A 25,218-nucleotide genomic window follows, 5' to 3' on the forward strand; every position below is an offset into this window, starting at 1 on the left:
AGTTGGTGTGCACATATGCACAGCGGTCCTGGCAGGAGTTTCCTTATGCGTGCTGATGATCTCGTCGTCCTGCTCGAAATCGCACGATGTGGTTCGCTCGTGGGCGCGGCCTCGGCGCTGGAGCTCAACCACGCGACGGTGTCGCGGCGCGTCTCCGCGCTCGAGGCCGAACTCCGCGCCCCCGTTCTCGTCCGGAACGTCAAGGGCTGCGAACCGACCGAACTGGGCTACCGGCTCCTCGAGTCGTGCGAGAAGATCGAGTCCGCGCTGACGGAGGTCTCCGCCCTGGCCGCGGCCGGGCCACAGGACAGGGCGCTGTCCGGGCTCGTCCGCATCGCCACCACATACGCGTTCGGCAGCTACTTCGTCGCCCCGCTGCTGGCCCGCCTGCACCGGGAGAATCCCGAGCTGACCGTGGAGATCGTCACCTCCACCCGCCTGACGCCCTACAACACCGGGTGGGACATCGAGATCGGGGTGGGCGACCCCGTCGCCAGCAGACCCGGAGCGGAGAAGCTGACCGACTACGCGCTGGGCCTGTACGCGCATGTGGACTACCTGGCCGAGCGGGGCATGCCCGGCGACGTCGACGACCTCGCCGACCATTCGCTGATCTACTACGTCGAGTCGCTGCTGCGGGTCCAGGACCTCGACGTGCTCGAACACCTGGTGCACAAGCACCGCGTCCGCGTCGGATCCACCAGTGTCCACGCCCAGCTCGCCGCCACGCTCGCCGGCGGGGGGATCGGACTGCTGCCCGCGTTCATGGCGGAGAAGGAACCGGAGCTGCGCCGCGTGCTATGGCCGCAGGTGTCGTTCACGCTCGCGTTCTCGGTGTGCCTGGCGCCGCGACGCCTGCGACGTCCCGCAGCGACGCCGGTTCTCCAGGCCATCCGCGCCCTCGTCGCCGAGCACAGCGCCGAACTGGTTCCTCAGGTGGCGTGATCCCCCATTCGGTGGAACCGCGCATTCCCCCGCCGGATCCTCCCGCCACGGGACAGACCCGGCTCTGATTTCGAGGGACTGTGGGTGCATCGCCGGATCACACCGGCGATGCAGACGAAACACACAGTCCCGCAATAGGAGTCATCATGAATATCCGCAGCGCGATCTCCGCAGGAATCCTCACGGTCACTGCCGCCGCCGCCATCGGCGTCTCGGCCGCCACGGGGGCCTCCGCCACGCCGCCGCCCGCGATCCCGGTGGGGTCGCTGTGCATCACGCCCGATGGTTCGCTGTGCGTGCAGCCCGCGCCGGCCGAGGCGACGATCACCACGGTGGTCACCAACAACACCGACGCGACGATGTACTTCACCGGCGGCCACGCCCCCGACGGGCACTGGGTCGACGGCCCCTCGCACACCATCGCCCCGCACACGTCGCAGACCGTGCGCGTGGCGAGCGACGCCGGCCCCGGCGTGGGCGTGTACCTCGACTACCACCTGTCCGCCTGGTGGGGGAACGTCGGCGATGTGACGATCGCGGTGAACAACTACCACGCGCAGACGAACACCGACGGATCCGCCGCGAGCCCGGGCGTGCGCCTGGACCCGCACTTCGTGCACGGTTCGCCCGATGCGCGGTACATCTTCGCGGTGAGCTGACCATTCCGGGTGCGCAGGCCGGCCGGCGTCGGCCGTTCAGCCGGCGTCGGCGGGCGCCGCGCGGGGCGTGCCCGGTGCAAGTTCGTCGATCAGCGCCTCGACCTTCTCCCGGATCCGGTCGCGGATGGGCCGCACGGCCTCGATTCCGCGGCCGGCCGGGTCGTCGAGCGCCCAGTCGCGGTAGCTGATCCCCGGGAACACCGGGCACGTGTCCCCGCATCCCATGGTGATGACGACGGTCGACGTTTCGACGGCGTCCGCGGTGAGTATCCGCGGGCTGCGGCTCGCGATGTCGATGCCCACCTCCGCCATGGCCTCGACCGCGGCCGGGTTCACCGCGTCGGCGGGCGCGGTGCCGGCCGAGCGGACCTCGATCCGGTCCCCGGCGAGCGCGGAGAGGTAGGCGGCCGCCATCTGCGACCGTCCGGCGTTGTGCACGCACACGAACAGCACGCTGGGCATGGAGGGCATGGGGTTCCTTTCGAGGACACGATGGAAGTGCGGACCGCGGCGCGTCCGGCACGCGATGTCACGCCGGCGGCGCTGACGACTCCTCCGCCACCCGTTCCGACGCGAAGCGCCTGCGCAGCCGCAACGACAGGTAGGCCAGCCCGACGAGGATCGGAACCTCGATCAGCGGGCCGACCACGCCCGCCAGCGCCTGCCCGGAGGCCACGCCGAAGGTGCCGATCGCCACGGCGATGGCCAGCTCGAAGTTGTTGCCCGCGGCGGTCATCGCCATCGCGACGGTCCGCTTGTAACCCAGGCCCAGCGCCGCGCCGGTGCCGAAGCCGGCGCCCCACATGATCGCGAAGTACAGCAGCAGCGGCAGCGCGATGCGCACCACGTCGAGCGGACGGGAGGTGATCTGTTCGCCCTGCATCGCGAACAGGATCACGATCGTGAACAGCAGCCCGTACAGCGCCCACGGGCCGATCCGCGGCAGGAACGTCTCCTCGTACCACTGACGCCCCTTGGCCCGCTCGCCCAGGCGGCGGGTGAGGAAGCCGGCGACCAGCGGGATTCCCAGGAAGATCAGCACCGATTTGGCGATCTGCCAGGGCGACGCGTCGATGCTCGTCTGCTCGAGCCCCAGCCAGCCCGGCAGCACGGACAGGTAGAACCAGCCGAGGACGGCGAACATGATCACCTGGAACACCGAGTTGATCGCCACCAGCACGGCCGTGGCCTCCCGGTCGCCGCAGGCCAGGTCGTTCCAGACGACCACCATGGCGATGCACCGCGCCAGTCCGACGATGATGAGGCCGGTGCGGTATTCGGGCAGGTCCGGAAGCAGCGTCCACGCCAGGGTGAACATCACCGCCGGCCCGACGACCCAGTTGAGCAGTAGGGAGCTGATCATGAGCCTGCGGTCGCCGGCGATCGCGCCCACGCGGTCGTAGCGCACCTTCGCCAGCACCGGGTACATCATGATCAGGAGGCCCAGGGCGATCGGCACCGACACCCCGTCGACCTGCACGGCGTCGAGCGTGGTGTCCAGCCCCTCGAAGACGGCGCCGAGCCCCAGCCCGGCCGCCATGGCCAGTCCGATCCACACCGGCAGGAACCGGTCGAGGAACGACAGCTTCTGCGCGTGCTGCGGTGCGGGCGCGGAGGTGTCCACGCTCATGCCGGCACCGCCGTCGCGTCGGCCGCCTGTGCACGGGGCGATTGTGCACCGGCCGGCTCGGCGCTGTCCGCCGGCCCGACGGGCCGGGTGAACAGGGTGGCGAGCCGGTCGGTCGCTTCCGGAAGCAGCCAGTAGTACACCCAGGTCCCCCGGCGCTCCGAGCCGATCAGCCCGGCCTGCCGCAGCTGCTTGAGGTGGTGCGAGATCGTCGGCTGCGTCAGGTCGAAGGCCGGCGTCAGGTCGCATACGCACACCTCGCCGCCGTCACGCGAGGCGATCATCGACAGCAGGCGCAGGCGTACCGGGTCGCCCAGCGCCTTGAACACCCGCGACAGTTCGACGGCCTCGTCGGCCCCCACCGGCGCGACGAGCAATCCGCCGCAGCACCCGCCCGCGTCCCCACGCACGTCCACTTGATTCGACATAGCTCTATGTTGACAGGTTTCGATTCAAGGTGCAATCTTGCATCGACAGCCATCGAATCACGAATCGGAGGACACCATGTCCCGTGTGCAGCTCGCGCTCAACGTCGCCGACCTGGAAGGCTCGATCGCGTTCTATTCCGCCCTGTTCGGCGTGGCGCCCGCCAAGCGACGCCCCGGCTACGCCAACTTCGCGATCGTGGAGCCGCCGCTCAAGCTCGTCCTCATCGAGGGCGAGGCCGGCCAGTCCACGCGGCTGGACCACCTGGGCGTCGAGGTGGAATCCGCCGACGCGGTCACCGCCGCCACCACACGGTTCACCGACGCCGGCCTGGCGACCTTCGAGGAGAACGACACCACGTGCTGCTACGCGGTGCAGGACAAGGTCTGGGTCCATGGCCCCGGCGCCGAGCCCTGGGAGGTCTACGTCGTCAAGAGCGACGCGGACGCGATGGGCGACTCCCCCGCGCTCAGCGGCGCTTGCTGTTCATCGGGCAGCGAGGACTGACCCCGCCGGCATCAGCCCGCAATGACTCCGCGCCCGGCGCGGGGCACGCGCACCACCGTCGTCGTGCCCCGGCCGGGCGCGGAGTCCATCTCCCAGGTGCCGCCGACGGACTCGATGCGCAGCGCATGCGACGCCAGCCCGATGTGCCCCTCGGCGATGCGCCCGGGCAGGACGGCACGATCGAAGCCCGCGCCGTCGTCGGCCACCGTCATCTCCATGAACCGCCCCGACTTCGCCAGCGACACCGTCACCCGATCCGCCGCCGCATGCTTGACCACGTTCGCCAACAGCTCCCGCGCAGTCGAATACAACAGCGCCTGCTCGGCCGGCCTGCCCACCCCGTCGATCTCCACCCGGGCCGCGAACCCGCCGCGGCGTGCGCTCTGGTCCACCAGCTCGCGCAGCGCGGCCGCCAGCCCCAGGTGCTCGAGCACCTGCGGGTTCAGCGTGGTCACGGTGGCGCGCAGCTGGCCGGCGGTGTCGCGCAGGATCGACTCGGCACCGTCGAGGGCGGGATCGGGATGACGCTCGGCCGCCTCCTCCACGTCCATCCGCGCCGCCAGGACGTTCTGCAGGGGCCCGTCGTGCAGGTGCTCCGCCAACCGCTGCCGTTCGCGCTCCTCCACCCGCAGCGCCTCCGCCACCAGCTGCCGCCGTGCGGTGAGCAGCTCCATCACCGCCGCGGAGCGCCGCTCGAGCACCGCGGACAGCGCCGTCATCGCCGCCGCCAGCCATGCCAGGAACGCGGCGTAGAGGAAGGCGACGTCCGGGAGGTCGACGGTGTCGTCGCGCACCGCGTAGAAGACCCACACCAGCACGAATCCGACCACGGTCAGCACGCCGAGCGCCGCGGTGATACGCGGGCCGTGCAGGAACGCGGCCGCCACCGGCAGCACGAAGAACACCGGCACCAGCACCGACGTCGCCCCGCCGGACGCCGCGCACAGCGACACCAGTCCCACGATGTCGACCGCCGTGGACGCCCCGACGGCCCAGCGCGCCACGCGCCCCCGCCACACCAGCCACAGCCACCAGACCGCGACGAGCACCCAGAACGCCAGCAACCACCAGTACAGGCCCGGCAGCCAATGCTCCACGGGCACGGCGGTGCCCACCATGACCATGATCAGCAGCAGCGGCACCCGCAGCAGGGCCGTGACCCGCAGCACCTCCACCGAATGGTCGCGGACGGCGTCGTCGCGCACGCTCACATGCTCACCCGCTCGGCGTCACCGCAGGATCCCCCTGCGCATCGCCTCGGCCACCGCGGCGGCCCTGTCGGTGACGCCGAGCTTCTCGTACAGTCGCTGCACGTGCGTCTTCACCGTGGACGGCGCCAGGAACAGCTCTCCGGCGATCGTCGGCACCGATTTGCCCTGCGCGATGCCGTCGAGCACCTCCGCCTCGCGGTCGCTCAGCGCCGGCCCCTCCTTGCGGCGCCGCACCTCGGAGACCAGTCCGGCGGCCAGTTCCGGCGGCAGGACGTCGCGGCCCTTCGCGCAGTGGCGGACGGCCAGCACGATCTCGGCGCGCGACGACTCCTTGGGCAGAAAACCCGACGCCCCGTCCTCGAGCGCGCTGTAGACGATGGCGGACTCGTCGTGGCCGGAGAGGATCAGCACCCGCGTCGGCAGCTTCTCCGCCGTGACGGCCGCCGCCACGGCGGCGCCGTCGAGCGCGGGCATCCGGTAGTCCAGCAGCGCCACCTGCGGGCGGTGCTCCCGGATCGCGTCCAGGGCCGCGGTGCCGTCGTCGGCCTCCGCCACCACCGTGATGCCGTCGGCGGCGGTCAGCGCCCGCACCACGCCCTCGCGGAACATCGGGTGATCGTCGCCCACCACTACGCGCACTTCCACGCCTTGAAGTGTTCCACCCTGCACCGACGCGCACAGGGCTTTCGCGTGTCCCCCTGTCGGTGGACACGCGTATTCCCCCCGCGCACCCTCCCCGCGCGGGACATACTTCCCGGCCCGCGCGCCGGATAGTGGATGCATCGCCGGAGCACACCGGCAGACCACCACCGACACAGTCCGGAGAATCGATCATGCGCGTCCGTTTCACCACCCCCGTCGTCGCCTCCGTCCTCGCCGCAGGCGCCCTCGTCACCGGCGCCGGGGTCATCGCCACCGCCCTCGCCACCGGCGCCTCCGCCGCCCCCGTCACGGGGTCGCTCGGCTCGCTCGCCGGCCCCACCACCCCGGACGACGACGCGTCCATCACGGTGCACATCACCAACGAGACCGGCGACACCCTGTACTACCAGGGCGGCACCGTGCAGGACGGGACGTTCAGCGACGCGCCGTGGCAGGCGATCCGCCCGCACTCCACCGAGGACATCACCGTGTTGAGCAACGGCAACCACGGCGTGGCGGTGAACCTGGACTACGACCTGTCCAACGGGGTGTCGCACCGGGGCGTCACGCTGCACGCCAACGACTACCAGGGGAACCTCAACACCGTGGGCACTCAGGCGCACGTGGGCGTCGGCACCGCGAACACGATCGACGCCGGCTACCCCAACGCGGAGTTCAGCTTCCACGTCACCGACAACGGCTGACGCGCACAGGACGGATCCCCGCCACCCTCAGGGTGACGGGGATCCGTCGTGCGTTCGGTCAGATCCGGGCGGGCGTCGCCTCGGCCGCCGCCTGAGCCGCCGTCACCGTCCGGTCCGCGGACGCCACACGACCACCGCATTGCCCGGCTCGAACGGCACCAACTCGCGCCCGGCCGTGGCCGTGCGCGTCCGGAGCCGCGCCGTCTCCGCCGTGAGCTCCTCGACGCGGGCCTCGAGCGCGGCCACCTGGCCGGTGAGCTCGATGATGCGCTTGATGCCGGCCAGGTTGACGCCCTCGTCCTGCGAGAGGCGCTGCACCTCGCGCAGCAGCTCCACGTCGTGATCGGAGTACCGGCGCCCGCCGCCGCTGGTGCGGGCGGGGGTCACCAGCCCCAGGCGGTCGTAGGTGCGCAGGGTCTGCGCGTGCATGCCCGCCATCTCGGCTGCCACCGAGATGCCGAACAACGCCGCCTCCACCCTGCCGCGCCTGCGCCCGCCCGGGTCACGCCCCGTCATCACGCACCGGCCCAGTCCGCGCGCGGATCGAATCCGCTCTCCTTCTCGGCCTTGATGTAGGTCTCGAGTGCGTCCTTGGCGGCGCTGTCGAGCTGGTTCGGCACCGCGACGCGCACGGTGACGAGCAGGTCGCCCGCCCCGCCGGACCGCTTGGGCACCCCGCGGCCGCGCACGCGCAGCGTGCGACCGTCCTTGGTGCCGGCCGGGACCTTCACGCCCACCTTGCTGTCCAGCGTGGGCACGTGCAGCGTGGTGCCCAGCGCGAGTTCGCCGAACGTCACCGGCGCGGTGACGGTGAGGTTGTCGCCGTCGCGGCCGAAAACGCGGTCGGGCCGCACGTGCACGGTCACGTAGAGGTCGCCCGAGGGCGCCCCCCGCATGCCCGCCTGCCCCTGGCCGGCCAGCCGGATCCGCTGCCCGTCCTTGACACCCGACGGCACCCGCACGCTGATGGTGCGCTCCCGCGTGGTGACGCCGGTTCCGCTGCAGTCGGTGCACGGGCTGTCCACGATCGAGCCCGTGCCGCGGCAGTCCACGCACGGCTCGCTGAACCCGAAGTGGCCCTGGTTGCGGCTGACCACGCCCGAGCCGTTGCACCGCGCGCACACCTTGGGGCTGGTGCCCGGTCGTGCACCGCTGCCGTGGCAGGTGGTGCACGGGCTGGGGCTGGTGAGCCGGATCGGCAGCACCGACCCCCGCGCGGCCTCGCGGAAGTCGATCGTCATCTCGGTTTCGATGTCGTTGCCGCGGCTGGGGCGCGAGGGCCGGGTGCCGCGGTTGAACAGTCCGCCGAAGATGTCGCCGGCATCGCCGCCGCCCGTGGCCTGGCCGAACAGGTCGCCCAGGTCGAAGTCGGCCGTCGAGAAACCGCCGGGGCTGAACCCGCCGGTGCGTCCGCCGGTGCGGGATCCGCCGCCGGGGCTGAAACCCCCGCCGGCACTGAAGATACGACGGGCCTCGTCGTACTCCTTGCGCTTGTCCGCGTCCGCGAGGACCGTGTAGGCCTCGCTGACCCGTTTGAAGCGCTCCTCCGCCGCCTCGTCGCCGGGGTTGGCGTCGGGGTGCAGCTCACGCGCCAGCTTACGGTAGGCCTTCTTGATCTCGTCGGCCGTCGCGGTGGACGTGACGCCCAGGTCGGCATAGAAGTCTCGCTCCACCCACTCGCGCTGCGTCACCGGGCGCCACCTCCCTTCTTGTCGTGCTCACGTGACCGCAGGTCACTTCTCAGTGTGGTCACTGCGCTTACTGAATGTCGTGCTTTCCGTTCACTGCGCGGGCGGTGCACCCGGTGCAGTGTCCGCCGGCCCGGCGGACGGGCCGCCGTCGCCGCCGGCCGCGTCGGCGGGAGCGTCGCCGACGATGACCATTGCCGTGCGCAGCACCCGGTCGCCCACGCGGTATCCGCGGCGCAGCACCGTGTCGAGCACCGGGTGGTCGTCGCCACCCGTGTGCTGCACCGCCTCGTGCATTTCCGGATCGAACGCGTCGCCCACGGCGCCGAACCCCTCGAGGCCGAGCCCCGTGAGCGTGCCGACGAGCTTGTCGCCGAGCGCCTTCAGCGGGCCGGAATCGAGGTCGCCGTGGTCGCGCGCCCGGTCCAGGTCGTCGAGGAGGTCCAGGAGCTCGCCGATCACCGAGGCCTTCGCCTGGGCGACGGCCGCCTGCCGCTCGCGCTGCTCACGCTTGCGGTAGTTGGCGTACTCGGCGTGCAGCCGCTGCAGGTCGTTGGTCAGCTCTGCCACCTGCAGCGCCGCACCGTCGAGCCCGCCGTCCACCACTGCGGCCTCGGGATCGAGGTCCACGGCCTCGCCGTCGGCCCCCGGCCCCGACTCGGCCTGCGCGGCCGAGTCGGGGGTGCGGGCCTGCCCGGTCTCAGGGTCGACCTTGCGGTTGTCGGTCACGACGACGGGCTCCTCGCGCTCGTCGGACGTGGCGCGCCCGCCGTCGCCCTGCGGCGCCTGTGTCACTTCTTCTCCTGATCGTTCCCGGCGTCGTCGACGACCTCGGCGTCGACGACGTCGTCCTGACCGTCGGAGGAGCCGCCCTCGGCGGACGCGCCGTCCTCAGCGGCCTGCGCGTCGTAGATGGCCTGGCCGAGCGCCTGCGAATCGGTGTTGAGCTGCTCGATCGCGGACTTGACGGCGGCGATGTCGGTGCCCGCCAGCGCGTCCTTGGCGCCCTGGATGGACCCCTCCACCTTCTCCTTGACGTCCGCCGGGACCTTGTCCTCGTTGTCCTTGATGAACTTCTCGGTCTGGTAGACCAGCGACTCCGCCTGGTTGCGGACGTCCGCCTCCTCGCGACGCTGCTTGTCCTCCTCCGCGTGCGCCTCGGCGTCCTTGACCATCCGGTCGATCTCCTCCTGGGACAGGCCGGAACCGTCCTGGATCTTGATCGTGTTCTCCTTGCCGGTGCCCTTGTCCTTGGCCGTGACGTGCACGATGCCGTTGGCGTCGATGTCGAAGGTGACCTCGATCTGCGGCACGCCGCGCGGCGCCGGCGGGATGCCGGTCAGCTCGAACGACCCGAGCAGCTTGTTGTGCGTGGCGATCTCGCGCTCGCCCTGGAACACCTGGATCTGCACCGACGGCTGGTTGTCATCCGCCGTCGTGAAGGTCTCCGACCGCTTGGTGGGGATCGTGGTGTTGCGCTCGATGAGCTTGGTCATCACGCCGCCCTTGGTCTCGATGCCCAGCGACAGCGGGGTCACGTCGAGCAGCAGGACGTCCTTGACCTCGCCCTTGAGGACGCCGGCCTGCAGCGCGGCACCCACGGCGACGACCTCGTCCGGGTTGACGCCCTTGTTGGGGTCCTGGCCGCCGGTCATCTCCTTGACCAGCTCCGTCACCGCGGGCATGCGGGTGGAACCGCCCACCAGCACGACGTGGTCGATGTCGCCCACGGCGATGCCGGCGTCCTTGATGACGGCCTGGAACGGCTTGCGCGTGCGGTCGAGCAGGTCGGAGGTGATCCGCTGGAACTCGCTACGGCTGAGCTGCTCGTCGAGGAACAGCGGGTTCTTGTCCGCGTCCACAGTGATGTAGGGCAGGTTGATGGAGGTGGTCTGCGAGCTGGACAGCTCGATCTTGGCCTTCTCCGCCGCCTCACGCAGGCGCTGCAGGGCCATCTTGTCCTTGGTCAGGTCGATGCCGTTGGCCGACTTGAACTTGTCCACGAGCCAGTCGACGATGCGCTGGTCCCAGTCGTCGCCGCCGAGCTCGTTGTCGCCCGAGGTGGCGCGCACCTCGACCACGCCGTCGCCGATCTCCAGCAGCGAGACGTCGAAGGTGCCGCCGCCGAGGTCGAAGACCAGGATGGTCTGTTCCTTCTCGCCCTTGTCGAGACCGTAGGCGAGGGCCGCCGCGGTGGGCTCGTTGACGATGCGCAGGACGTTCAGGCCCGCGATCTGCCCGGCCTCCTTGGTGGCCTGGCGCTGACTGTCCTCGAAGTAGGCGGGCACGGTGATGACCGCGTCCGTGATGTCCTCGCCCAGGTAGGCCTCCGCGTCACGCTTGAGCTTCATCAGCGTGCGGGCGCTGATCTCCTGGGAGGTGTACTTCTTGTCGTCGATGGCGACGTTCCAGTCGGTGCCGATGTGGCGCTTGACCGAACGCACGGTGCGATCGACGTTGGTGACGGCCTGGTTCTTCGCCGGCTGCCCGACGAGCACCTCACCGTTCTTGGCGAAGGCGACGACGGACGGGGTCGTCCGCGAGCCCTCGGCGTTGGCGACGACGACGGGCTCGCCACCCTCCAGAACGGAGACGACCGAGTTGGTGGTCCCGAGGTCGATACCGACCGCACGAGCCATGATGTTCCTCCTGATGTTGACGGTGGTCGTGATCAAACCCTGCGCATGCCCGGCCTGGATTGAGCACTTCGCACTCAAGATTGCATCAGGCGCTACGTGACGTCAAGTTCGATTGAGTCTCACTCGCTCAGGTTTGTCATCCGGCATAACGGACGCCCCCGGAGGATCATTCCCGCCATGAGCCTATGCGGCGCACATCACCGCGCGGCAGCCGGGAGGCGCCGCATTCCCTGGGCGAGGGCGGCGGTGGGCGAAGGCCGCTCTACGAGGCGGAGGCCGCGCCCACTCCCGCGCCGATCGCACACCCCTCGAGCGACGCGAGGCCGAAGGTCGTCACGAGCGTGGCGGCGGAGCCAACGACGCATCCCCAGGTGGCCCCCGCGGCGACGGGGTCCGCGCCGGGGTCGGTGGCGACGCCATACTCGCCGAGGAGCGCGTCCAGGTTCGGGTCGCCGGTGCTGGGCATCAGGATCCACGTCGGCGGGGCTTCGGCGGCCGGCGGCCCGGCGGGCGCCGCGACAGCGGTTCCTGCCGTACCGAGCCCGATGCCGCCGGTCAGCACGGCGGCCGCAGCCACCGAGGCGATCCAGCGATTGCGTGTCATGCGTTTTCTCCCGAGGTCGGTTTCAGTGCGTACTGCTTGGCCATCGCAAGTCGGCCGGAACTGATGCCCACGCCCCCGGCAGGGGCTCGCCCCGGCCTCGGATACGCGTATGGCCCGGCCCTGCGAACAGGGCCGGGCCATACGGGGACCCAGGTCGGCTGCGCGATCGACGCACCGGCCGCGGGCATTATGCGCGGCTGCGTCAGCCCTCGGCCGGGGCCTCCGGGGCGAAGAGCTCCGGGATGGCACCCAAGCCGCCGAGGATGGTGCCGACCACGCCGCCGGCGCCGGCGCCTGCGGCGAGGCCAAATGCAGTGCCGCCAGTAACGCAACCGACCGGACCTGCACCTGCAGATCCGACGGCACAGCCCAAACTCGCGCCCAGTGCAGTGCCGACGAACCCACCGATCGTGGTGTTGATGCCGAGCTGCTTCAGGAACGCATCCATGTTGAGGTCCTGCGGCGCGGGCACCGCCGGCGGGGCGGGCATCGCCGGCATCTCGATCGAGCCCGGCGCGGGGGCCGCGTTCGCGACGCCGGCCACGCCGACCCCGGTTCCTGCCACCAGGGCGGCAGCGGCCAGCGGCGCCACCAGGTAACGACTACGGTTCATGGTCTTCCTCCCAAACGATTCGGCAATACTGCGCGGCCGTTGCGGCCGCGATTCCACGGGCCGTCCGCGGAGCGGTCATCGCGCACCCAGCGGGCACGCCACCGTCACAACCGCGAGCGGTCAGAACGGCATCGTCGGCAACTCCACTCCCGGCGCCAGCGCGAGCCCCAGCCCGATGGAACCGCCGAGCAGGCCGATGATCGTCGCGGCGGCACCCCCGTATGGCTTGCCGAGGAGCATGTTCGCCACGCTCCCGGGGTACTGCGCCACACTCTGACCCAGGTTGATGCCCTGGGCGATATCGCCCGGCGTCGCGGCCGACGCCACGCCCGCACCGGACACGGCGATCGTCACGGCGGCCACCGGAGCGGCGACATATCGCATCATCTTCATATGCAACGACTCCTCATCGTCCGTGGCCGCACCCCGACTGCGACGACGGAACTGCTCACACCACCCCGCACGGACGCGATGCCAGCGAGAGTGACCCGTACAAGTACCGGATAAGTGTATCCCAATACACATAACACGATGAAATCCTCGCGGCGGATTGCACCGAACGTACGACAGCCAGGACCGATACGGCAGTCAACCGCGACTGCGCGCGGCCGCGCCAGTGCCCCCGCGCACAGTCCCGGCCCCGGGGGATTTGCCTACCCTGACCCCGCCGGACGACGGACGGCCGGTGTAGGTTCCGAGCATGGGCGACCCCTGCCCTGCACAGGGGGCGCATAAGGTTACCAGCCGGTAACAAGTCGGTGCCCGCAGCAGGTATCATCCTGCGCGAGGCCGGCGGGCGGCGACCGCGGGCAGGACGCCGGGTACCCGGGACTGCCGCGTCGAGCCCACCGCCCCACATGACCGCCCCGAAGAAGGGACCCGTATGAACGCCCTGACCATCACGCTGGGCACCGTCGCGTCGCTGATCAGCCTCGCGTGCTGGGTGATGTTCGCGTCCGGCGTGTGGCGCATGGTCAAGACCATCGCGCTCGGCCAGCCGGACCGCACCCGCAACACGCCGGTCGTTCCGCGCATCAAGACGGTGATCGTCGAGTTCCTGGCGCACACCAAGATGCTCAAGAACCGCACCGTCGGCATCGCCCACTGGTTCGTGATGATCGGCTTCCTCGGCGGGGCGCTGCTGTGGTTCGAAGCCTACGGCGAGTCCTTCGACCCGCACTTCCACTGGCCCGTGTTCGGCTCCTGGAACATCTGGCAGCTGTGGAGCGAGGTCCTGGGCCTGGGCACCGTCATCGGCGTACTCGTACTCATGGTGATCCGCCAGATCAACCACCCCCGGGTGCCCTCACGGCTGTCCCGGTTCACCGGCTCGGACTTCAAGGCCGCCTACTTCGTCGAGTGGGTCGTGCTCATCGAGGGCCTGGGCATGATCTTCGTCAAGACGTTCAAGATCGCCAGCGGCGGCGAGAACCCGCCCATCTGGACGTCGTTCTTCACCCACTACTTCGCGCAGCTGTTCACCGGCATCGACGAGACCGCCGTCAGCTGGGCGGCCGTGGTCAAGCTGCTCTCCGGCATGATCTGGCTGGCCGTCGTCGGGTACTTCGTCACCTGGGGCGTCGCCTGGCACCGGTTCGCCGCGTTCTTCAACATCTACTTCAAGCGCGAGGACGACGGCAGGAACGCCCTGGGCGCCGTCAAGCCGATGATGTCCGGCGGCCAGGTGCTCGAGCTCGAGGAGGCCGACCCCGAGGTCGACGCGTTCGGCGCCGGCAAGGTCGAGGACTTCTCGTGGAAGGGCTGGCTGGACTTCACCACCTGCACCGAGTGCGGCCGCTGCCAGAGCCAGTGCCCCGCGTGGAACACCGGCAAGCCGCTGAGCCCCAAGCTCATGGTCATGTCGCTGCGCGACCACGGGTACGCCAAGGCCCCGTACCTGCTCGCCGGCGGCAGCAAGGACATGGGCGGCGACGAGATCGGCCTGGTGGACGCGGACGGCAACGCCGACGACGCCGCGCTGGCGAAGATCCCGGAATCCGCCCGCGCCGAGGCCGAGCGTCCCCTCGTCGGCTCCTACGCCGAGGGCGAGCCGCAGCCGGTCTTCGACATGGAAGCGCTGTGGGCGTGCACGAACTGCGGCGCCTGCGTCGAGCAGTGCCCCGTGGACATCGAGCACGTCGACCACATCGTGGACATGCGCCGCTACCAGGTGCTCATCGAGTCGGAGTTCCCGTCCGAGCTGGCCGGGCTGTTCAAGAACCTCGAGAACAAGGGCAACCCCTGGGGCCAGAACGCCAAGGACCGGATGGGCTGGATCTCCGAGCTGGAGTTCGACGTGCCCGTCTACGGCAAGGATGTCGACTCGTTCGACGACTTCGAGTACCTGTTCTGGGTGGGCTGCGCCGGCGCCTACGAGGACCGCGCCAAGAAGACCACCAAGGCGGTGGCCGAGCTGCTCAACATCGCCGCGGTGAAGTTCATGGTGCTCGGCGACGGCGAGACCTGCACCGGCGATCCGGCCCGCCGCGCCGGCAACGAGCTGATCTTCCAGCAGCTGGCCATGCAGAACGTCGACACGCTCAACGAGGTGTTCGACGGCCTGCCGCGGAAGAAGCGCAAGATCGTCTCCACCTGCGCGCACTGCTTCAACACGCTCACCAACGAGTACCCGGAGCTGGGCGGCGAGTACGAGGTGGTGCACCACACGCAGCTGCTCAACCGTCTGGTGCGCGACAAGCGCCTGACCCCCGTGGCCGATCCGTCCCCGGAGAACACCACCTACCACGACCCGTGCTTCCTGGGCCGCCACAACAAGGTCTACGACGCGCCGCGCGAGCTCATCGGCTCCAGCGCCAAGCTCAGCGAGATGCCCCGGCACGCCGAGCGTTCCCTGTGCTGCGGCGCGGGCGGTGCGCGCATGTGGATGGAAGAGAACATCGGCAAGCGCATCAACATCGAGCGTGTCGAGGAGGCGCTGACCACCCAGCCTAAGAAGGTCGTCACGGCCTGCCCGTTCTGCAAGGTGATGATGGCCGACGGCGTCACCGCGCAGGAGGACAAGGCGCAGGGCGTCGAGGTGGTCGACGTGGCGCAGGTGCTGCTCGACGGGGTGCGCCGCAGCGGCGCCACCGTCAACGTCACCTCCCCCGTGCGTGAGAAGCCGGCCGCCGCGGCCGGCGCCGGTACCGCCACGGCGCTCAAGGAGGCCCCCGCCGAGGCCCCGGAGAAGAAGGAGAGCGCTCCGTCCGCCGGCGGCAACGGGTCCTCGGGCAGCGGCGCGTCCGGCGGCGCACCCAAGCCGGCGGTGAAGGGCCTGGGCATGGCCGGCGCCGGCAAGGCGCCCGGCGCCAAGAAGCCCGGCGGCGGGGCGCCCGCTCCCGGCGGGGCCCCCAAGCCCGCGGCGAAGGGCCTCGGCATGGCCGGCGCGGCGAAGGCGCCCGGCGCCAAGAAGCCCGGCGCGCCGAAGCCCGCCGAGGAGTCGGCACCGGAGTCCACCACCGCCGAGGCGCCCGCAGCGCCCAAGCCCGCGGCGAAGGGCCTGGGCATGGCGGGCGGCGCCAAGGCACCCGGCGCCAAGAAGCCCGGCGCACCGAAGCCCGCCGCACCTACGGCACCCGCAGCGGCGGCAGAAGACGAGGGCACTGACGCCCCCGCGACGCCCAAGCCCGCGGCGAAGGGCCTCGGCATGGCGGGCGGCGCCAAGGCACCCGGCGCCAAGAAGCCCGGCGCACCCACGGCACCCGAGGCGGAATCCCCCGAGGCTGCGAAGGCACCCGAAGCCGCGGAGCCGGCGCAGGAGGCCACCGACGCACCGGCCAAGCCTGCGGGACTGAGCGTCAAGCCCAAGGGTCTCGGACTGGCCGGGGGCGCGATGGCCCCGGGCGCGAAGAAGCCGGGTGCTCCGAAAACGGGCGCGCCGAAGCCGGCCCAGGACGCATCGGCGCCGCAGGACTCGCCCGCGCAAGGGGCTGCCTCCGAGGCTCCGGCGGACGATGCCCCGGCGGAGAAGGCGCCAGAGAAGAAGGCGCCGGAGAAGAAAGCGTCGGACGACGACAAGCCGACGTTGAGCGTCAAGCCGAAGGGCCTCGGCATGCAGGGCGGTGCGAAGCCCCCAGGCAAGCGCTGATCCAGCAGCACGACCGGATCCCCGTCGCCGGACCGCACAGGTCCGCGGCGGGGATCCGTCGTTTCGGCGGCCTCAGCCCCGCAGGTCCGCCGCCGTCACCAGCCCCGCACGGAACGCGGTGAGCACCGCCTGCACCCGGTCCCTGCTCCCGGTCTTGGCGAGGATCCGGCCCACGTGCGTCTTCACGGTGGCCTCGGAGACGAACAGCCTTTCCGCCAGCTCGCCGTTGTTGAGCCCCAACGCCATGTGGCGCAGGAACTCGGCCTCCCTCGCGGTCAGACCCTCCACCAGCGCCGGCTCCGGTGCGGAACCCGTGCCGAGCCCCCGTCGTACGTGGTCGAGGAGCCTGCGTGTGGAGCGCGCGGACAGCGTCGCATCACCGTCCGCAACAGTGCGGATCGACGCCAGCAGTTGCTCAGGATCGGTGTCCTTGAGGAGAAACCCCGACGCCCCGGCCGCGATCGCATCGAGCACGTACCGGTCGATGTCGAAGGTCGTCAGGACGATGACGCGGGGCGCCGGATCCGCGGCGAGCGCCCGCCGCGTGGCCTCGATGCCGTCGAGCCCCGGCATTTGCACGTCCATGATCACGATGTCCACGGGATCCGCGGACAACCGGCCCAGCGCTTCCTGCCCGTCGCCCGCCTGCCACCCCACCGCCATGTCCGGCTGGGAGTCGATGACCATCGCGAAGCCCGCGCGCACCAGCTGCTGGTCGTCGACCACCGCCACCCTGATCGTCATCGCCCCTCCGGCCTTCGCGTCTCGGCCCGGATGCCGCCCGCGCCATCCACTGTGTCCTCCACGCCGACTCCTTCCACACCGACAGCGGCGGCGGATCCCGGGCGCGCAACATGCCCTTCCGGGATCGGTATCACCGCTGTCACCCGGAAACCGTCGGGCGTCCTGCGCACCTCGAGCGTGCCGCCATGGATTGCGGCACGCTCCCGCATGCCCAGGATGCCGCGCCCGCCGTGCGGGATCGGCGACGTCCGCGGCGCCCACCCCGCCGGTGCCGTGTCCTCGACGGTCGCAGTGAGGAGCCCGCCCTCCCTCGACACGGAGACCCGGGTCCTGTTGCCGGGTGCTCCGTGCAGTCGCGCATTCGTGAGCGCCTCCTGCACGATCCGATACACCGCCAGTCCCAGCGAGGGCGGCAGGTGCCCGAGATCCCCGACCCCGGTGAGCGCCACGTCGGCCCTGTGAACGCGTTCGGCGTCGACGAGCGCCGGAATGTCGTGCACCCCCAGCGGCGCGCGGCCGTCGTCCGACCCGTCACCGCGCAGCACGCCGAGGAGGCCGCGCATGTCGGACAGTGCGTCGCGGGACGTCGCTGCGACGACCTCCAGAGCTCGCCGGCCCGCCTCCGGATCCGCGACGGCCGCATAACGTCCCCCGTCCGCCTGGGCGATGACCGCGGACAACGAGTGCGCGATGATGTCGTGCATCTCGCGGGCGATCCGGTTGCGTTCCGCCGCCGCCGCGCGTTCCTCCGACACGTCCTTCTCCGCCTGCAACGCCAGGTTGCGTTCGGCGAGGATCCGGATCTCCCGCAGCCTGCCGCGCCGTACGCGCCCCATCGACCAGACCCCGGTGAGGAGGACCGCGACGACCACGACGTTCATCGTGATGAGCCGGATCCGGTCCTCGTCGGCTTGTACGGATGTCACCGTGAAGGTCAGGCCGCCGACCAATGCGACGCCGAGCGCGGCGAGCGCCGTGCGCGGGCTCCCGTACGCGGAGACCGCATACAGTCCCGCGAACGTCGCCAGCAGCATCCCCTGCACGGCGCCGCTGTACTCGTTGGTCGCCGATCCGTCCGCCTCCGCCAGGTACAACGCCAGCACGGCGGCCCCGCAGACGCCGATGACGGCGGCCGTCGCATCTGGCCGGAGACGACGCAGAGCCAACGCGCCCACCGCGCACGACGCCAGCACCATCGCGACGTTTCCCCCGGTGCTCGGCTGTTGCGCCCCGGTGAGGAAAAGCGTGGCGATCAGCAGCACCGCGGCGAGCACTGCGTCGACCGCAAGCATGCGGCGGCGCCCGGTCGCGGTGTCGGGGTCCAGGGGCATCGCTGTCATCGCTTCCTCAGGATAATGCGGAATCCCCAGGCCGAGGCGTTGCCGTCATCGCGCTCCTGGCACCGCATTCCGCCGGGCTGCGGCGTGCTCACCCGTTCCGCAGCGCATCCACGCTCGCCGCGGCCGCGGCGAGTACGGCGGTGAATACGGCGACCACCGCGAACGCGGTCCACGGCCCATGCGCGAGATCCGCAGGAAGCGACCCCGGCTGATAAAGCTCGACCGCATTGCGGAACGGGAGCCACGGAGCGATCCTCTCCCCGATGCCGGGAATCCCCGCCGCCAACGGTTCCAGCGCAGCCGGCCACAGGACGACGAGCGCCACGGCGGGGGCCGTACGCCGCACCAGAGTGCCGACCGCGACGCCGATCACCCCGCACAGCGCCCACAGCGGCACCACGACCCAGACCGGCCGGATATCGGCCGCCGCCCATTCGAACTCGACGTTCGGCGCCGCCGCCCCGACGAGGGACAGCACCGTCGCACCCAGTGCCGCTGCGCCAGCGCATATCCCGGCCAGCACACAGGACTTTGCAAGGAAGAAGCGCACCGTGCCCGCATCGGCGAGAAGCGTCATCGCATACGTCCCGTGGGTGTGTTCGGCTGTCGCCGCGACAGTGCCCAACGCCAGCACGACGAGCAGGCCGGTGCTGGCGCCCTCCAACAACTGTGTCGCCGTCAACGTTCCGTCGGCGGTGAGGGTCCGCACGACACCCACGCCGGCGAGAGCGGCGAACGCCAGCAGCGCGGTCGCCAACGGAGCGCGAGTGGTGATCGTCTTCGTCCATTCGCCGTGCACGTTGGCGATCATCCTGCCGCCTCCGTCCGCGCCCCGGCCGGCGGGGCGCCCACCGCGTTCCCGGCTTCCGGACTGCGGTAGTCGAGAACATCGCCGGTGGCCGCGAGGAATGCGTCCTCCAACGAGCCGCGGACCTCGGTGAGCTCATCGACCCGCAGCCCCGCCGCGAAGCAGACCCGGCCCACCGATGACGCTTCCAGGCCGCCGGCCGGATCCGACAGCGCGAGCGCCCCCGCCGCGGTCGCCTCCACCGCCCATCCCCGAGTGCAGGCTGCGGCATGCAGCACCTCCGGCCGGTCCACGCGGACGCGGATCGAGGTCGCGCTCATGGACCGCACGAACTCGTCGGTGTCGTACTGCCCGATGAGGCTGCCGCGTCCTATGACGACGAGACGATCCGCCGTAAGGGACATTTCGGACAGCAGATGGCTGGACACGAGCACCGTGTTCCCGCACTCGGCGTAGTGGCGGATGAAACGGCGCATCCAGTGCACGCCGTCCGGGTCGAGCCCGTTGAGCGGTTCGTCGAGCACCAGGTGCGCGGGTTCCCCGAGCAGCGCACCCGCCAGACCCAGCCGTTGCCGCATTCCCAGCGAGAAGCCGCCCACCCGCCGGTCCGCGACCTCGTCGAGCCCCACCCGGGTCAGCACCGCGTCCGCCCGATCCGCATCGATCCGGCCCACCTGCGACAGCCAGCGCAGGTGGGCGCGGGCGCTGCGGCCCGGATGCACCCACCCGGCGTCGAGAAGCGCCCCGACCCTGCTCATCGGCCTGTCAAGCGCGCCGTAGGGGCGGCAATCGATGTGGGCGATGCCGCTGTCGGGACGCTCGAGCCCCAGGAGGATCCGCAGCGTCGTGGACTTGCCCGCGCCGTTGGGGCCGACGAATCCGGTGACCAGTCCGTCCCCCGCGGTGAAGCTCAGCGAGTCCACGGCCATGTTCTCCCCGTACCGGCGGGAGAGCCCCTCCACTGCGATCATCGCGCACACCTCCGTCGTTCGGTCCCGGCGGACGTCGCCGGGCGGTATGCACTCCACCTTGTCGCCGGTGCCCCGCGAGCGCGTCGGAGCGCAGGGGGAATTTGACGCGGCGGCCGTCCTACCCCGGTGGGACGGCCGCCGCACGCATCTCGCCCCCGCCGACCAAGTAGAAACTGCACCATCGGGCCCGCGGGCGTGCATTTTCTACTTGATCGGCAGGAGAGTCGAGTCCGCCCCACCCGGGATACCGCGCGGACCCGCGCAGCATCAGCCACGATGGAGCAATGCGTACTCGTTCCCGGTCCCTCGCCTGTGCCCTCGCCGCGGCCGCCGCACTGCTCGCCGCCGGCTGCTCGAGCTCGCCCGACACCGCGCCATCTGCCGCTTCAGACGCCGCCCCCGGCATCAGCACCCAGGCCACCGGCACCGTCTCCGGCACCCCCGACACCGTGACGGTGGTACTGGCCGTGCAGACGCAGGCCGCATCCGCCAACGCCGCGCTCACCGACAACGCGGACAAGGCGAACGCCGTGATCGACCTGCTCAAGGGCAAGGGCATCGCGGAGGAAGACATCAAGACCAGCAACCTGAACCTGCACCCGCAGCACGGCCCCGACCAGCAGATCACCGGATACCAGGTGACCAACGAGGTCACGGCCACGGTGCACGACATCAGCAAGGCGGGCCCGCTCATCGACGCGGCGGCCGGCGCCGCGGGCGACGCGATCCGCGTGCGGCAGACCAGCTTCTCGATCTCCGACGACAGCGATCTGCGCGCCCAGGCCCGCGCCGAAGCCGTCACCCAGGCGCAGGATCAGGCGAAGCAGATCGCCGAGGCGGCCGGCGTGGACCTGGGCGGCGTCCGGTCCATCGCCGAGGTGGCCGCGCAGTCCGGCCCGCCGCAGCCGCTCGGGCTGGCCGACAGGGCCGCGGCCGCCACCCCAGTGGAACCCGGCTCGCAGGATGTGACGGTGAAGGTGGACGTGGTCTACGACATCGGCTGAACCGCGCCCCTCCAGTCCCGGGCGAACCTACTCAGCAGTCCGAGCACATTTCAGGCCCCCTGGCGTACCTGTACTGCTGAGTAGGCGCTGCGGGACCGCCCCCTACTCCGCCAGCACCTTCCGCAGCCGGCGGGTGTCGTCGTCGGTCCACTGCGGCAGCTGGAGGATGGCGGCCCAGGCGTCCGCGTAGTCGGCGACGAACGTGTGACCGAAACCGTCCGGCACGTTGGTTCCCACGGCCATGTCTGCGCTGAGCTGCAGGAACGTGATGATCGGATACCACTGGGTGGACGGCAGGACCGCGTCGCCGCGCGGCTCGTCGAGCCAGTCCGGCTCGGACAGCAGCGTGTCCGGGTTCCACCAGGTGATGGGGTCGGAGGCGTGCTGCAGATACACCACCCGCGTCCCCTCCCATGGGGTGTCGGGGCGCTGCAGGTCCTCCGCGTCGGAGATGAAGCGGACGGTCATGCCCTCGCGATAGATCGGCAGCCATTCCGGCGAACCCTCGTCACGCTGGGCGGTGAACCGGCGCCACAGCTCGTTGTTGCTGGTGGGCCCCACGAACAGCGCGCCGTCGGTCTGCGAGGCCAGGTCGAGGTCGCCGGAGAACGCCGACTCGCCGGAGAACGAGCCGAGGCTCTCGCCGAAGGTCACCAGCCGCGGACGCTGGTCCTCGGGGAGCGACTGCACCTCGGCCGCGACCGCGCGGAACAGCGCCTGGCCGGCCTGCCGGGCGCGGCTCTGGTCGGCGATGAACGACAGCCAGCTCGGCAGGTACGAATACTGCATGCTGGCGATGGCCGTGTCGCCGCCGAACATGTACTCCAGCGACGTCGCAGACGCTTCGTTGATCCAGCCGCTGCCCGTGGTGTTCGCGACCGCGATCACCTTCCGGTCCAACGCCCCGGTGCGCTCGAGCTCGTCCACCACGCGCTGTGCGCGCTCGACGACGCCGCCGTCCGTGGATGCCAGCCCCGCGTAGACGCGGATCGGTTCGATGGCGGGGCGGCCGGTGAACTGCGCGATCTGTTCGACCGTCGGCCCGTCGGAGACGAACCGCCGGCCCAGCCTGCCCAGCGAGTCCCAGGTGACCAGCGACGCGGCGCTGCCGGAGCGCAACGGCGTGTCCGGCGGGGCGCTGTCCGCCTCGGTCTCGTCGTTGATGGCGCTGAAGCTGGAGTTGAGCCCGGACATGAGCCAGTTCGCCAGCACACCGTTGGCCAGGGTCACCACCAGCCAGCCGGCCAGCACGACGCCCGCCACGGCGGCGACGCGGCGGGGCAGGAACCCGCGGCCCAGACGGGTGAGCAGGCGCGCGAGCCACCGGAATCCGCGGCACACCGCGATGATCACCGCCCACACGATCACCGCGATCACGAGCGTCAACGGGTACGCCCACCAGCGCAGCGGGTCCGCGGACATGATGGTGCGCAGCTGCGACTGCCAGTGCGCGAACCACACGAGCATCGCCACGGTCCCCGCCACGGCGACCACCGTGAGCACCCAGCGCGCCACCCGCTGCACCAGCCGCGGCGGCTCCCACTCCAGCAGCCACCGCAGGAACAGGGCGACGAGGATGCCGATGCCGTAGCCGATGACCGCCGAGCCGCCGGACACGGCGCCCTGGAACACCGGCCCACGCGGGAGGAGGGTCGGGGTGAGGGACGCCCAGAAGAACAGCAGCGCGCCGACGAGGCCCAGGTAGGGGGCGCGCGCGAACATCCCGGCCGACCGCGGTGCGGTGTCGTCGGGCGAGTCCGGCGCGTCGTGCGATGCGGTGCTCTGCTCAGTGGTCACATGATGATTCTGGACTGTCCACCGGGGCACGGGCGGTACCGGCACCCGCCGCGCGCCGCCGGCGCCGGAGGAGCCACACCGCCGCGGCCGCGATCACCACCACCGTCAGCACCACCGCCGATCCGGCGCCCAGCCACCGCACCACCTCCTTGTAGGAGCGGCCCACCACGTAGCCGATGGCCACGTTGGCCGCGCCCCAGGTGAGCGCGGCGGCGACGTCGGCGAGCAGGAAGGGGCGCAAGCGCATCCCCGATGCGCCGGCCAGCGTGGGCATCAGTGTGCGCACGAAGGCGATGTAGCGGCCGACGAACACCGCGAGCGGCCCGCGCCGGGCGATCAGCGCCTGGGTCTGCTCCCGCCTGCGACGCCGGCGCGGCGACATCGGCCGGCCCGCCATGCGGTCGCCCAGCAGGTGGCCCACCCCGAAGCCGGTGAGGTCGCCCAGCACCGCCGACCCGATGACCACGGCCGCCATCGGCCACAGTTCCGCGTGCCCGAGGCTGGCGAGCACTCCGCCCACGATCGCCGCGGTCTCCCCGGGCACGACGAAACCGACGAGCAGCGCGACCTCGGCGAACACCAGGGCCCCGACGATGGCGTAGACCACGGCACCGTTCAGCGTCAACAGCTGCTCGAATACCTCGGTCATGGTGGCCGCCCGCCGATCGTCCGCCGCCCCCGGGCGTGGAGGCGCCATCGCTCTCCCGCCGTGGCAGGCCGGGTGCGTGCGCGGCGTAGGAGAATTCCGACCTGTGAGAATACAGCCTCGCACGCGGGATTGGACGCACGGCCGACAACGGGGCGGGCGGTCCCTGTCAGCGGGAGCCGCGTCCCCCGCCGGCGAGGCACCCGCCACACTGCCCGCCCGCGCCGCACCCCGGACGCGCCGCAGTGGCACGATGGTCGCGTGAGCATCTCAGACAATGTGCGCCCCGAGTCCACGCCTGCACCCCTGGACTACCCGGCACACCGCGCCCTGGAGCAGTCGCAGAAGCTCCAGAACGTCCTCTACGAGATCCGCGGACCGGTGCACGCCCACGCCGCGCGCATGGAGGCCGAGGGCCACCGGATCCTCAAGCTCAACATCGGCAACCCGGCCACGTTCGGATTCGACGCGCCGGACGTGATCATGCGCGACATGATCGCCGCGCTCCCCTACGCGCAGGGTTATTCGGAGTCCAAGGGCATCCTGTCGGCCCGCCGGGCCATCGTCACCCGCTACGAGCTGGAGCCCGGCTTCCCCCACCTGGACGTGGAGGACATCTTCCTGGGCAACGGAGTCTCGGAGCTCATCACCATCACGATGCAGGCGCTGCTCAACGACGGCGACGAGGTGCTGATCCCCGCCCCCGACTACCCGCTGTGGACGGCGATGACCTCGCTGGCCGGGGGCACCCCGGTGCACTACCTGTGCGACGAGGACAACGGCTGGCAGCCGGACATCGAGGACCTGGAATCGAAGATCACCCCGCGCACCAAGGCGCTGCTGGTGATCAACCCCAACAACCCCACCGGCGCCGTCTACTCGCGCGAGGTGCTCGAGCAGCTCGTCGAGCTGGCCCGCAAGCACCGGCTGCTGCTGCTGGCGGACGAGATCTACGACCGCATCCTCTACGACGGCGCCCAGCACACGTCGCTGGCGTCGCTGGCCCCGGACATGCTGTGCCTCACGTTCAACGGCCTGTCGAAGACGTACCGCGTGGCCGGGTACCGTGCCGGCTGGCTGGCGGTCACCGGCCCCAAGGGGCACGCGACGGGGTTCCTCGAGGGCATCAACCTGCTGGCATCCACGCGCCTGTGCCCCAACGTGCCCGCGCAGCACGCCATCCAGGTGGCGCTGGGCGGCTATCAGAGCGTCAACGACCTGATCCTGCCCGGCGGGCGGCTGTTGGAACAGCGTGATGCGGCCGTCAGCGGCCTCAACGCCATCCCCGGCGTCTCGTGCGTGGCGCCCAAGGGCGCGCTGTACGTGTTTCCCCGGTTGGACCCGGAGGTGCACGAGATCCACGACGACGAGCAGCTGGTGCACGACCTGCTCACCAGCGAGAAGATCCTGGTCACCCAGGGCACCGGCTTCAACTGGCCGCACCCGGACCACCTGCGGATCGTCACGCTGCCGTGGGCCCGCGACCTGTCCGTGGCCATCGAGCGGCTGGGCAACTTCCTGGCGGGCTACTCGCAGTAGGCGGCGCGCCGCGCCCG

The 25,218-nt window shown here is 70.9% G+C and carries 25 protein-coding genes; 7 read left to right on the forward strand and 18 right to left on the reverse strand.

Annotated elements, in window-relative coordinates:
* Positions 1-45 precede the first annotated feature (45 nt).
* The gene (locus H4F70_RS17620; RefSeq protein ID WP_182358152.1) at positions 46-945 is read left to right on the forward strand and encodes a LysR family transcriptional regulator; all 900 of its coding nucleotides are present in this window, start codon (positions 46-48) and stop codon (positions 943-945) included.
* Between the two features lie 146 nt (positions 946-1,091).
* A complete protein-coding gene (locus H4F70_RS17625) occupies positions 1,092-1,604 on the forward strand; it encodes a hypothetical protein (RefSeq protein ID WP_182358153.1) in 513 nt (170 codons plus the stop codon).
* Positions 1,605-1,640: 36 nt separating this feature from the next.
* Here H4F70_RS17625 and H4F70_RS17630 read toward each other — a convergent pair whose 3' ends face one another.
* Genes H4F70_RS17630 through H4F70_RS17640 form a run of 3 tightly spaced genes read right to left on the reverse strand, consistent with a single transcriptional unit; the run spans position 1,641 to position 3,659 of the window.
* A complete protein-coding gene (locus H4F70_RS17630; protein ID WP_182358154.1) occupies positions 1,641-2,075 on the reverse strand; it encodes an arsenate reductase ArsC in 435 nt (144 codons plus the stop codon).
* A gap of 58 nt (positions 2,076-2,133) precedes the next feature.
* The gene (gene arsB, locus H4F70_RS17635) at positions 2,134-3,234 is read right to left on the reverse strand and encodes an ACR3 family arsenite efflux transporter (protein ID WP_182358155.1); all 1,101 of its coding nucleotides are present in this window, start codon (positions 3,232-3,234) and stop codon (positions 2,134-2,136) included.
* Positions 3,231-3,659, reverse strand: a complete 429-nt coding sequence (locus H4F70_RS17640; RefSeq protein WP_182346496.1) for an ArsR/SmtB family transcription factor — start codon at positions 3,657-3,659, stop codon at positions 3,231-3,233. Before H4F70_RS17640 ends, arsB begins: the two co-directional genes overlap by 4 nt.
* A gap of 76 nt (positions 3,660-3,735) precedes the next feature.
* Here H4F70_RS17640 and H4F70_RS17645 point away from each other — a divergent pair, with 76 nt between their 5' ends.
* Positions 3,736-4,164 carry an ArsI/CadI family heavy metal resistance metalloenzyme gene (locus H4F70_RS17645; RefSeq protein WP_182358156.1) on the forward strand — a complete coding sequence of 143 codons (429 nt, stop codon included), beginning with the start codon at positions 3,736-3,738 and terminating at the stop codon, positions 4,162-4,164.
* Positions 4,165-4,175: 11 nt separating this feature from the next.
* On the opposite strand, the gene H4F70_RS17650 is transcribed toward H4F70_RS17645, so the two are convergent.
* The gene (locus tag H4F70_RS17650; protein ID WP_308316699.1) at positions 4,176-5,369 is read right to left on the reverse strand and encodes an ATP-binding protein; all 1,194 of its coding nucleotides are present in this window, start codon (positions 5,367-5,369) and stop codon (positions 4,176-4,178) included.
* A 24-nt stretch (positions 5,370-5,393) separates the two neighbouring features.
* Complete coding sequence (locus tag H4F70_RS17655) at positions 5,394-6,020, reverse strand: response regulator transcription factor (RefSeq protein WP_268968341.1); 627 nt, start codon at positions 6,018-6,020, stop codon at positions 5,394-5,396.
* Between the two features lie 188 nt (positions 6,021-6,208).
* On the opposite strand from H4F70_RS17655, the gene H4F70_RS17660 reads away from it, so the two are divergent.
* Positions 6,209-6,721: a hypothetical protein gene (locus H4F70_RS17660; protein WP_182358158.1), complete on the forward strand. Its 513-nt coding sequence runs from the start codon at positions 6,209-6,211 to the stop codon at positions 6,719-6,721.
* Between the two features lie 102 nt (positions 6,722-6,823).
* Here H4F70_RS17660 and H4F70_RS17665 read toward each other — a convergent pair whose 3' ends face one another.
* From H4F70_RS17665 to H4F70_RS17695, 7 genes are all read right to left on the reverse strand, one after another.
* Positions 6,824-7,237: a heat shock protein transcriptional repressor HspR gene (locus tag H4F70_RS17665; protein ID WP_182358159.1), complete on the reverse strand. Its 414-nt coding sequence runs from the start codon at positions 7,235-7,237 to the stop codon at positions 6,824-6,826.
* Complete coding sequence (dnaJ, locus tag H4F70_RS17670) at positions 7,237-8,412, reverse strand: molecular chaperone DnaJ (RefSeq protein WP_182346491.1); 1,176 nt, start codon at positions 8,410-8,412, stop codon at positions 7,237-7,239. Before dnaJ ends, H4F70_RS17665 begins: the two co-directional genes overlap by 1 nt.
* 90 nt (positions 8,413-8,502) lie before the next feature.
* Positions 8,503-9,204: a nucleotide exchange factor GrpE gene (gene grpE, locus H4F70_RS17675; protein WP_182358160.1), complete on the reverse strand. Its 702-nt coding sequence runs from the start codon at positions 9,202-9,204 to the stop codon at positions 8,503-8,505.
* Positions 9,201-11,048, reverse strand: a complete 1,848-nt coding sequence (dnaK, locus tag H4F70_RS17680) for a molecular chaperone DnaK (protein WP_182358161.1) — start codon at positions 11,046-11,048, stop codon at positions 9,201-9,203. Before dnaK ends, grpE begins: the two co-directional genes overlap by 4 nt.
* 262 nt (positions 11,049-11,310) lie before the next feature.
* Entirely contained in the window at positions 11,311-11,652 is a 342-nt protein-coding gene (locus H4F70_RS17685; protein ID WP_182358162.1) for a hypothetical protein, read from the reverse strand.
* Between the two features lie 202 nt (positions 11,653-11,854).
* Complete coding sequence (locus tag H4F70_RS17690; RefSeq protein WP_182358163.1) at positions 11,855-12,265, reverse strand: hypothetical protein; 411 nt, start codon at positions 12,263-12,265, stop codon at positions 11,855-11,857.
* Positions 12,266-12,385: 120 nt separating this feature from the next.
* Positions 12,386-12,658: a hypothetical protein gene (locus H4F70_RS17695; RefSeq protein ID WP_182358164.1), complete on the reverse strand. Its 273-nt coding sequence runs from the start codon at positions 12,656-12,658 to the stop codon at positions 12,386-12,388.
* A 490-nt stretch (positions 12,659-13,148) separates the two neighbouring features.
* Between H4F70_RS17695 and H4F70_RS17700 the strand changes: the two genes are divergently transcribed.
* Positions 13,149-16,352 carry a (Fe-S)-binding protein gene (locus H4F70_RS17700; RefSeq protein WP_182358165.1) on the forward strand — a complete coding sequence of 1,068 codons (3,204 nt, stop codon included), beginning with the start codon at positions 13,149-13,151 and terminating at the stop codon, positions 16,350-16,352.
* Positions 16,353-16,424: 72 nt separating this feature from the next.
* Here the strand turns inward: H4F70_RS17700 and H4F70_RS17705 are convergent, their stop codons facing one another.
* The 4 genes from H4F70_RS17705 to H4F70_RS17720 all read right to left on the reverse strand — a co-directional run bounded on the left by H4F70_RS17705 (position 16,425) and on the right by H4F70_RS17720 (position 20,215).
* On the reverse strand, positions 16,425-17,096 hold the full coding sequence (locus tag H4F70_RS17705; protein WP_182358166.1) for a response regulator transcription factor: 672 nt from the start codon (positions 17,094-17,096) through the stop codon (positions 16,425-16,427).
* On the reverse strand, positions 17,093-18,436 hold the full coding sequence (locus H4F70_RS17710; RefSeq protein WP_182358167.1) for a sensor histidine kinase: 1,344 nt from the start codon (positions 18,434-18,436) through the stop codon (positions 17,093-17,095). Before H4F70_RS17710 ends, H4F70_RS17705 begins: the two co-directional genes overlap by 4 nt.
* Before the next feature lie 88 nt (positions 18,437-18,524).
* Positions 18,525-19,247: a hypothetical protein gene (locus tag H4F70_RS17715; protein ID WP_182358168.1), complete on the reverse strand. Its 723-nt coding sequence runs from the start codon at positions 19,245-19,247 to the stop codon at positions 18,525-18,527.
* Complete coding sequence (locus tag H4F70_RS17720) at positions 19,244-20,215, reverse strand: ATP-binding cassette domain-containing protein (protein ID WP_182358169.1); 972 nt, start codon at positions 20,213-20,215, stop codon at positions 19,244-19,246. The genes H4F70_RS17715 and H4F70_RS17720 overlap by 4 nt, the downstream gene beginning before the upstream one ends.
* A gap of 284 nt (positions 20,216-20,499) precedes the next feature.
* Between H4F70_RS17720 and H4F70_RS17725 the strand changes: the two genes are divergently transcribed.
* Positions 20,500-21,219 (forward strand): SIMPL domain-containing protein, encoded by a 720-nt coding sequence (locus H4F70_RS17725; RefSeq protein ID WP_182358170.1) that lies wholly within the window; start codon positions 20,500-20,502, stop codon positions 21,217-21,219.
* Between the two features lie 102 nt (positions 21,220-21,321).
* On the opposite strand, the gene H4F70_RS17730 is transcribed toward H4F70_RS17725, so the two are convergent.
* Positions 21,322-22,941 carry an alpha/beta hydrolase gene (locus H4F70_RS17730; RefSeq protein WP_182360502.1) on the reverse strand — a complete coding sequence of 540 codons (1,620 nt, stop codon included), beginning with the start codon at positions 22,939-22,941 and terminating at the stop codon, positions 21,322-21,324.
* A 64-nt stretch (positions 22,942-23,005) separates the two neighbouring features.
* Positions 23,006-23,665: a DedA family protein gene (locus tag H4F70_RS17735; RefSeq protein ID WP_182358171.1), complete on the reverse strand. Its 660-nt coding sequence runs from the start codon at positions 23,663-23,665 to the stop codon at positions 23,006-23,008.
* Between the two features lie 276 nt (positions 23,666-23,941).
* On the opposite strand from H4F70_RS17735, the gene H4F70_RS17740 reads away from it, so the two are divergent.
* Complete coding sequence (locus H4F70_RS17740) at positions 23,942-25,201, forward strand: pyridoxal phosphate-dependent aminotransferase (protein WP_372497569.1); 1,260 nt, start codon at positions 23,942-23,944, stop codon at positions 25,199-25,201.
* Positions 25,202-25,218: the final 17 nt, after the last annotated feature.

This window comes from Tomitella gaofuii, assembly GCF_014126825.1.
Classification (GTDB): Bacteria; Actinomycetota; Actinomycetes; order Mycobacteriales; family Mycobacteriaceae; genus Tomitella; species Tomitella gaofuii.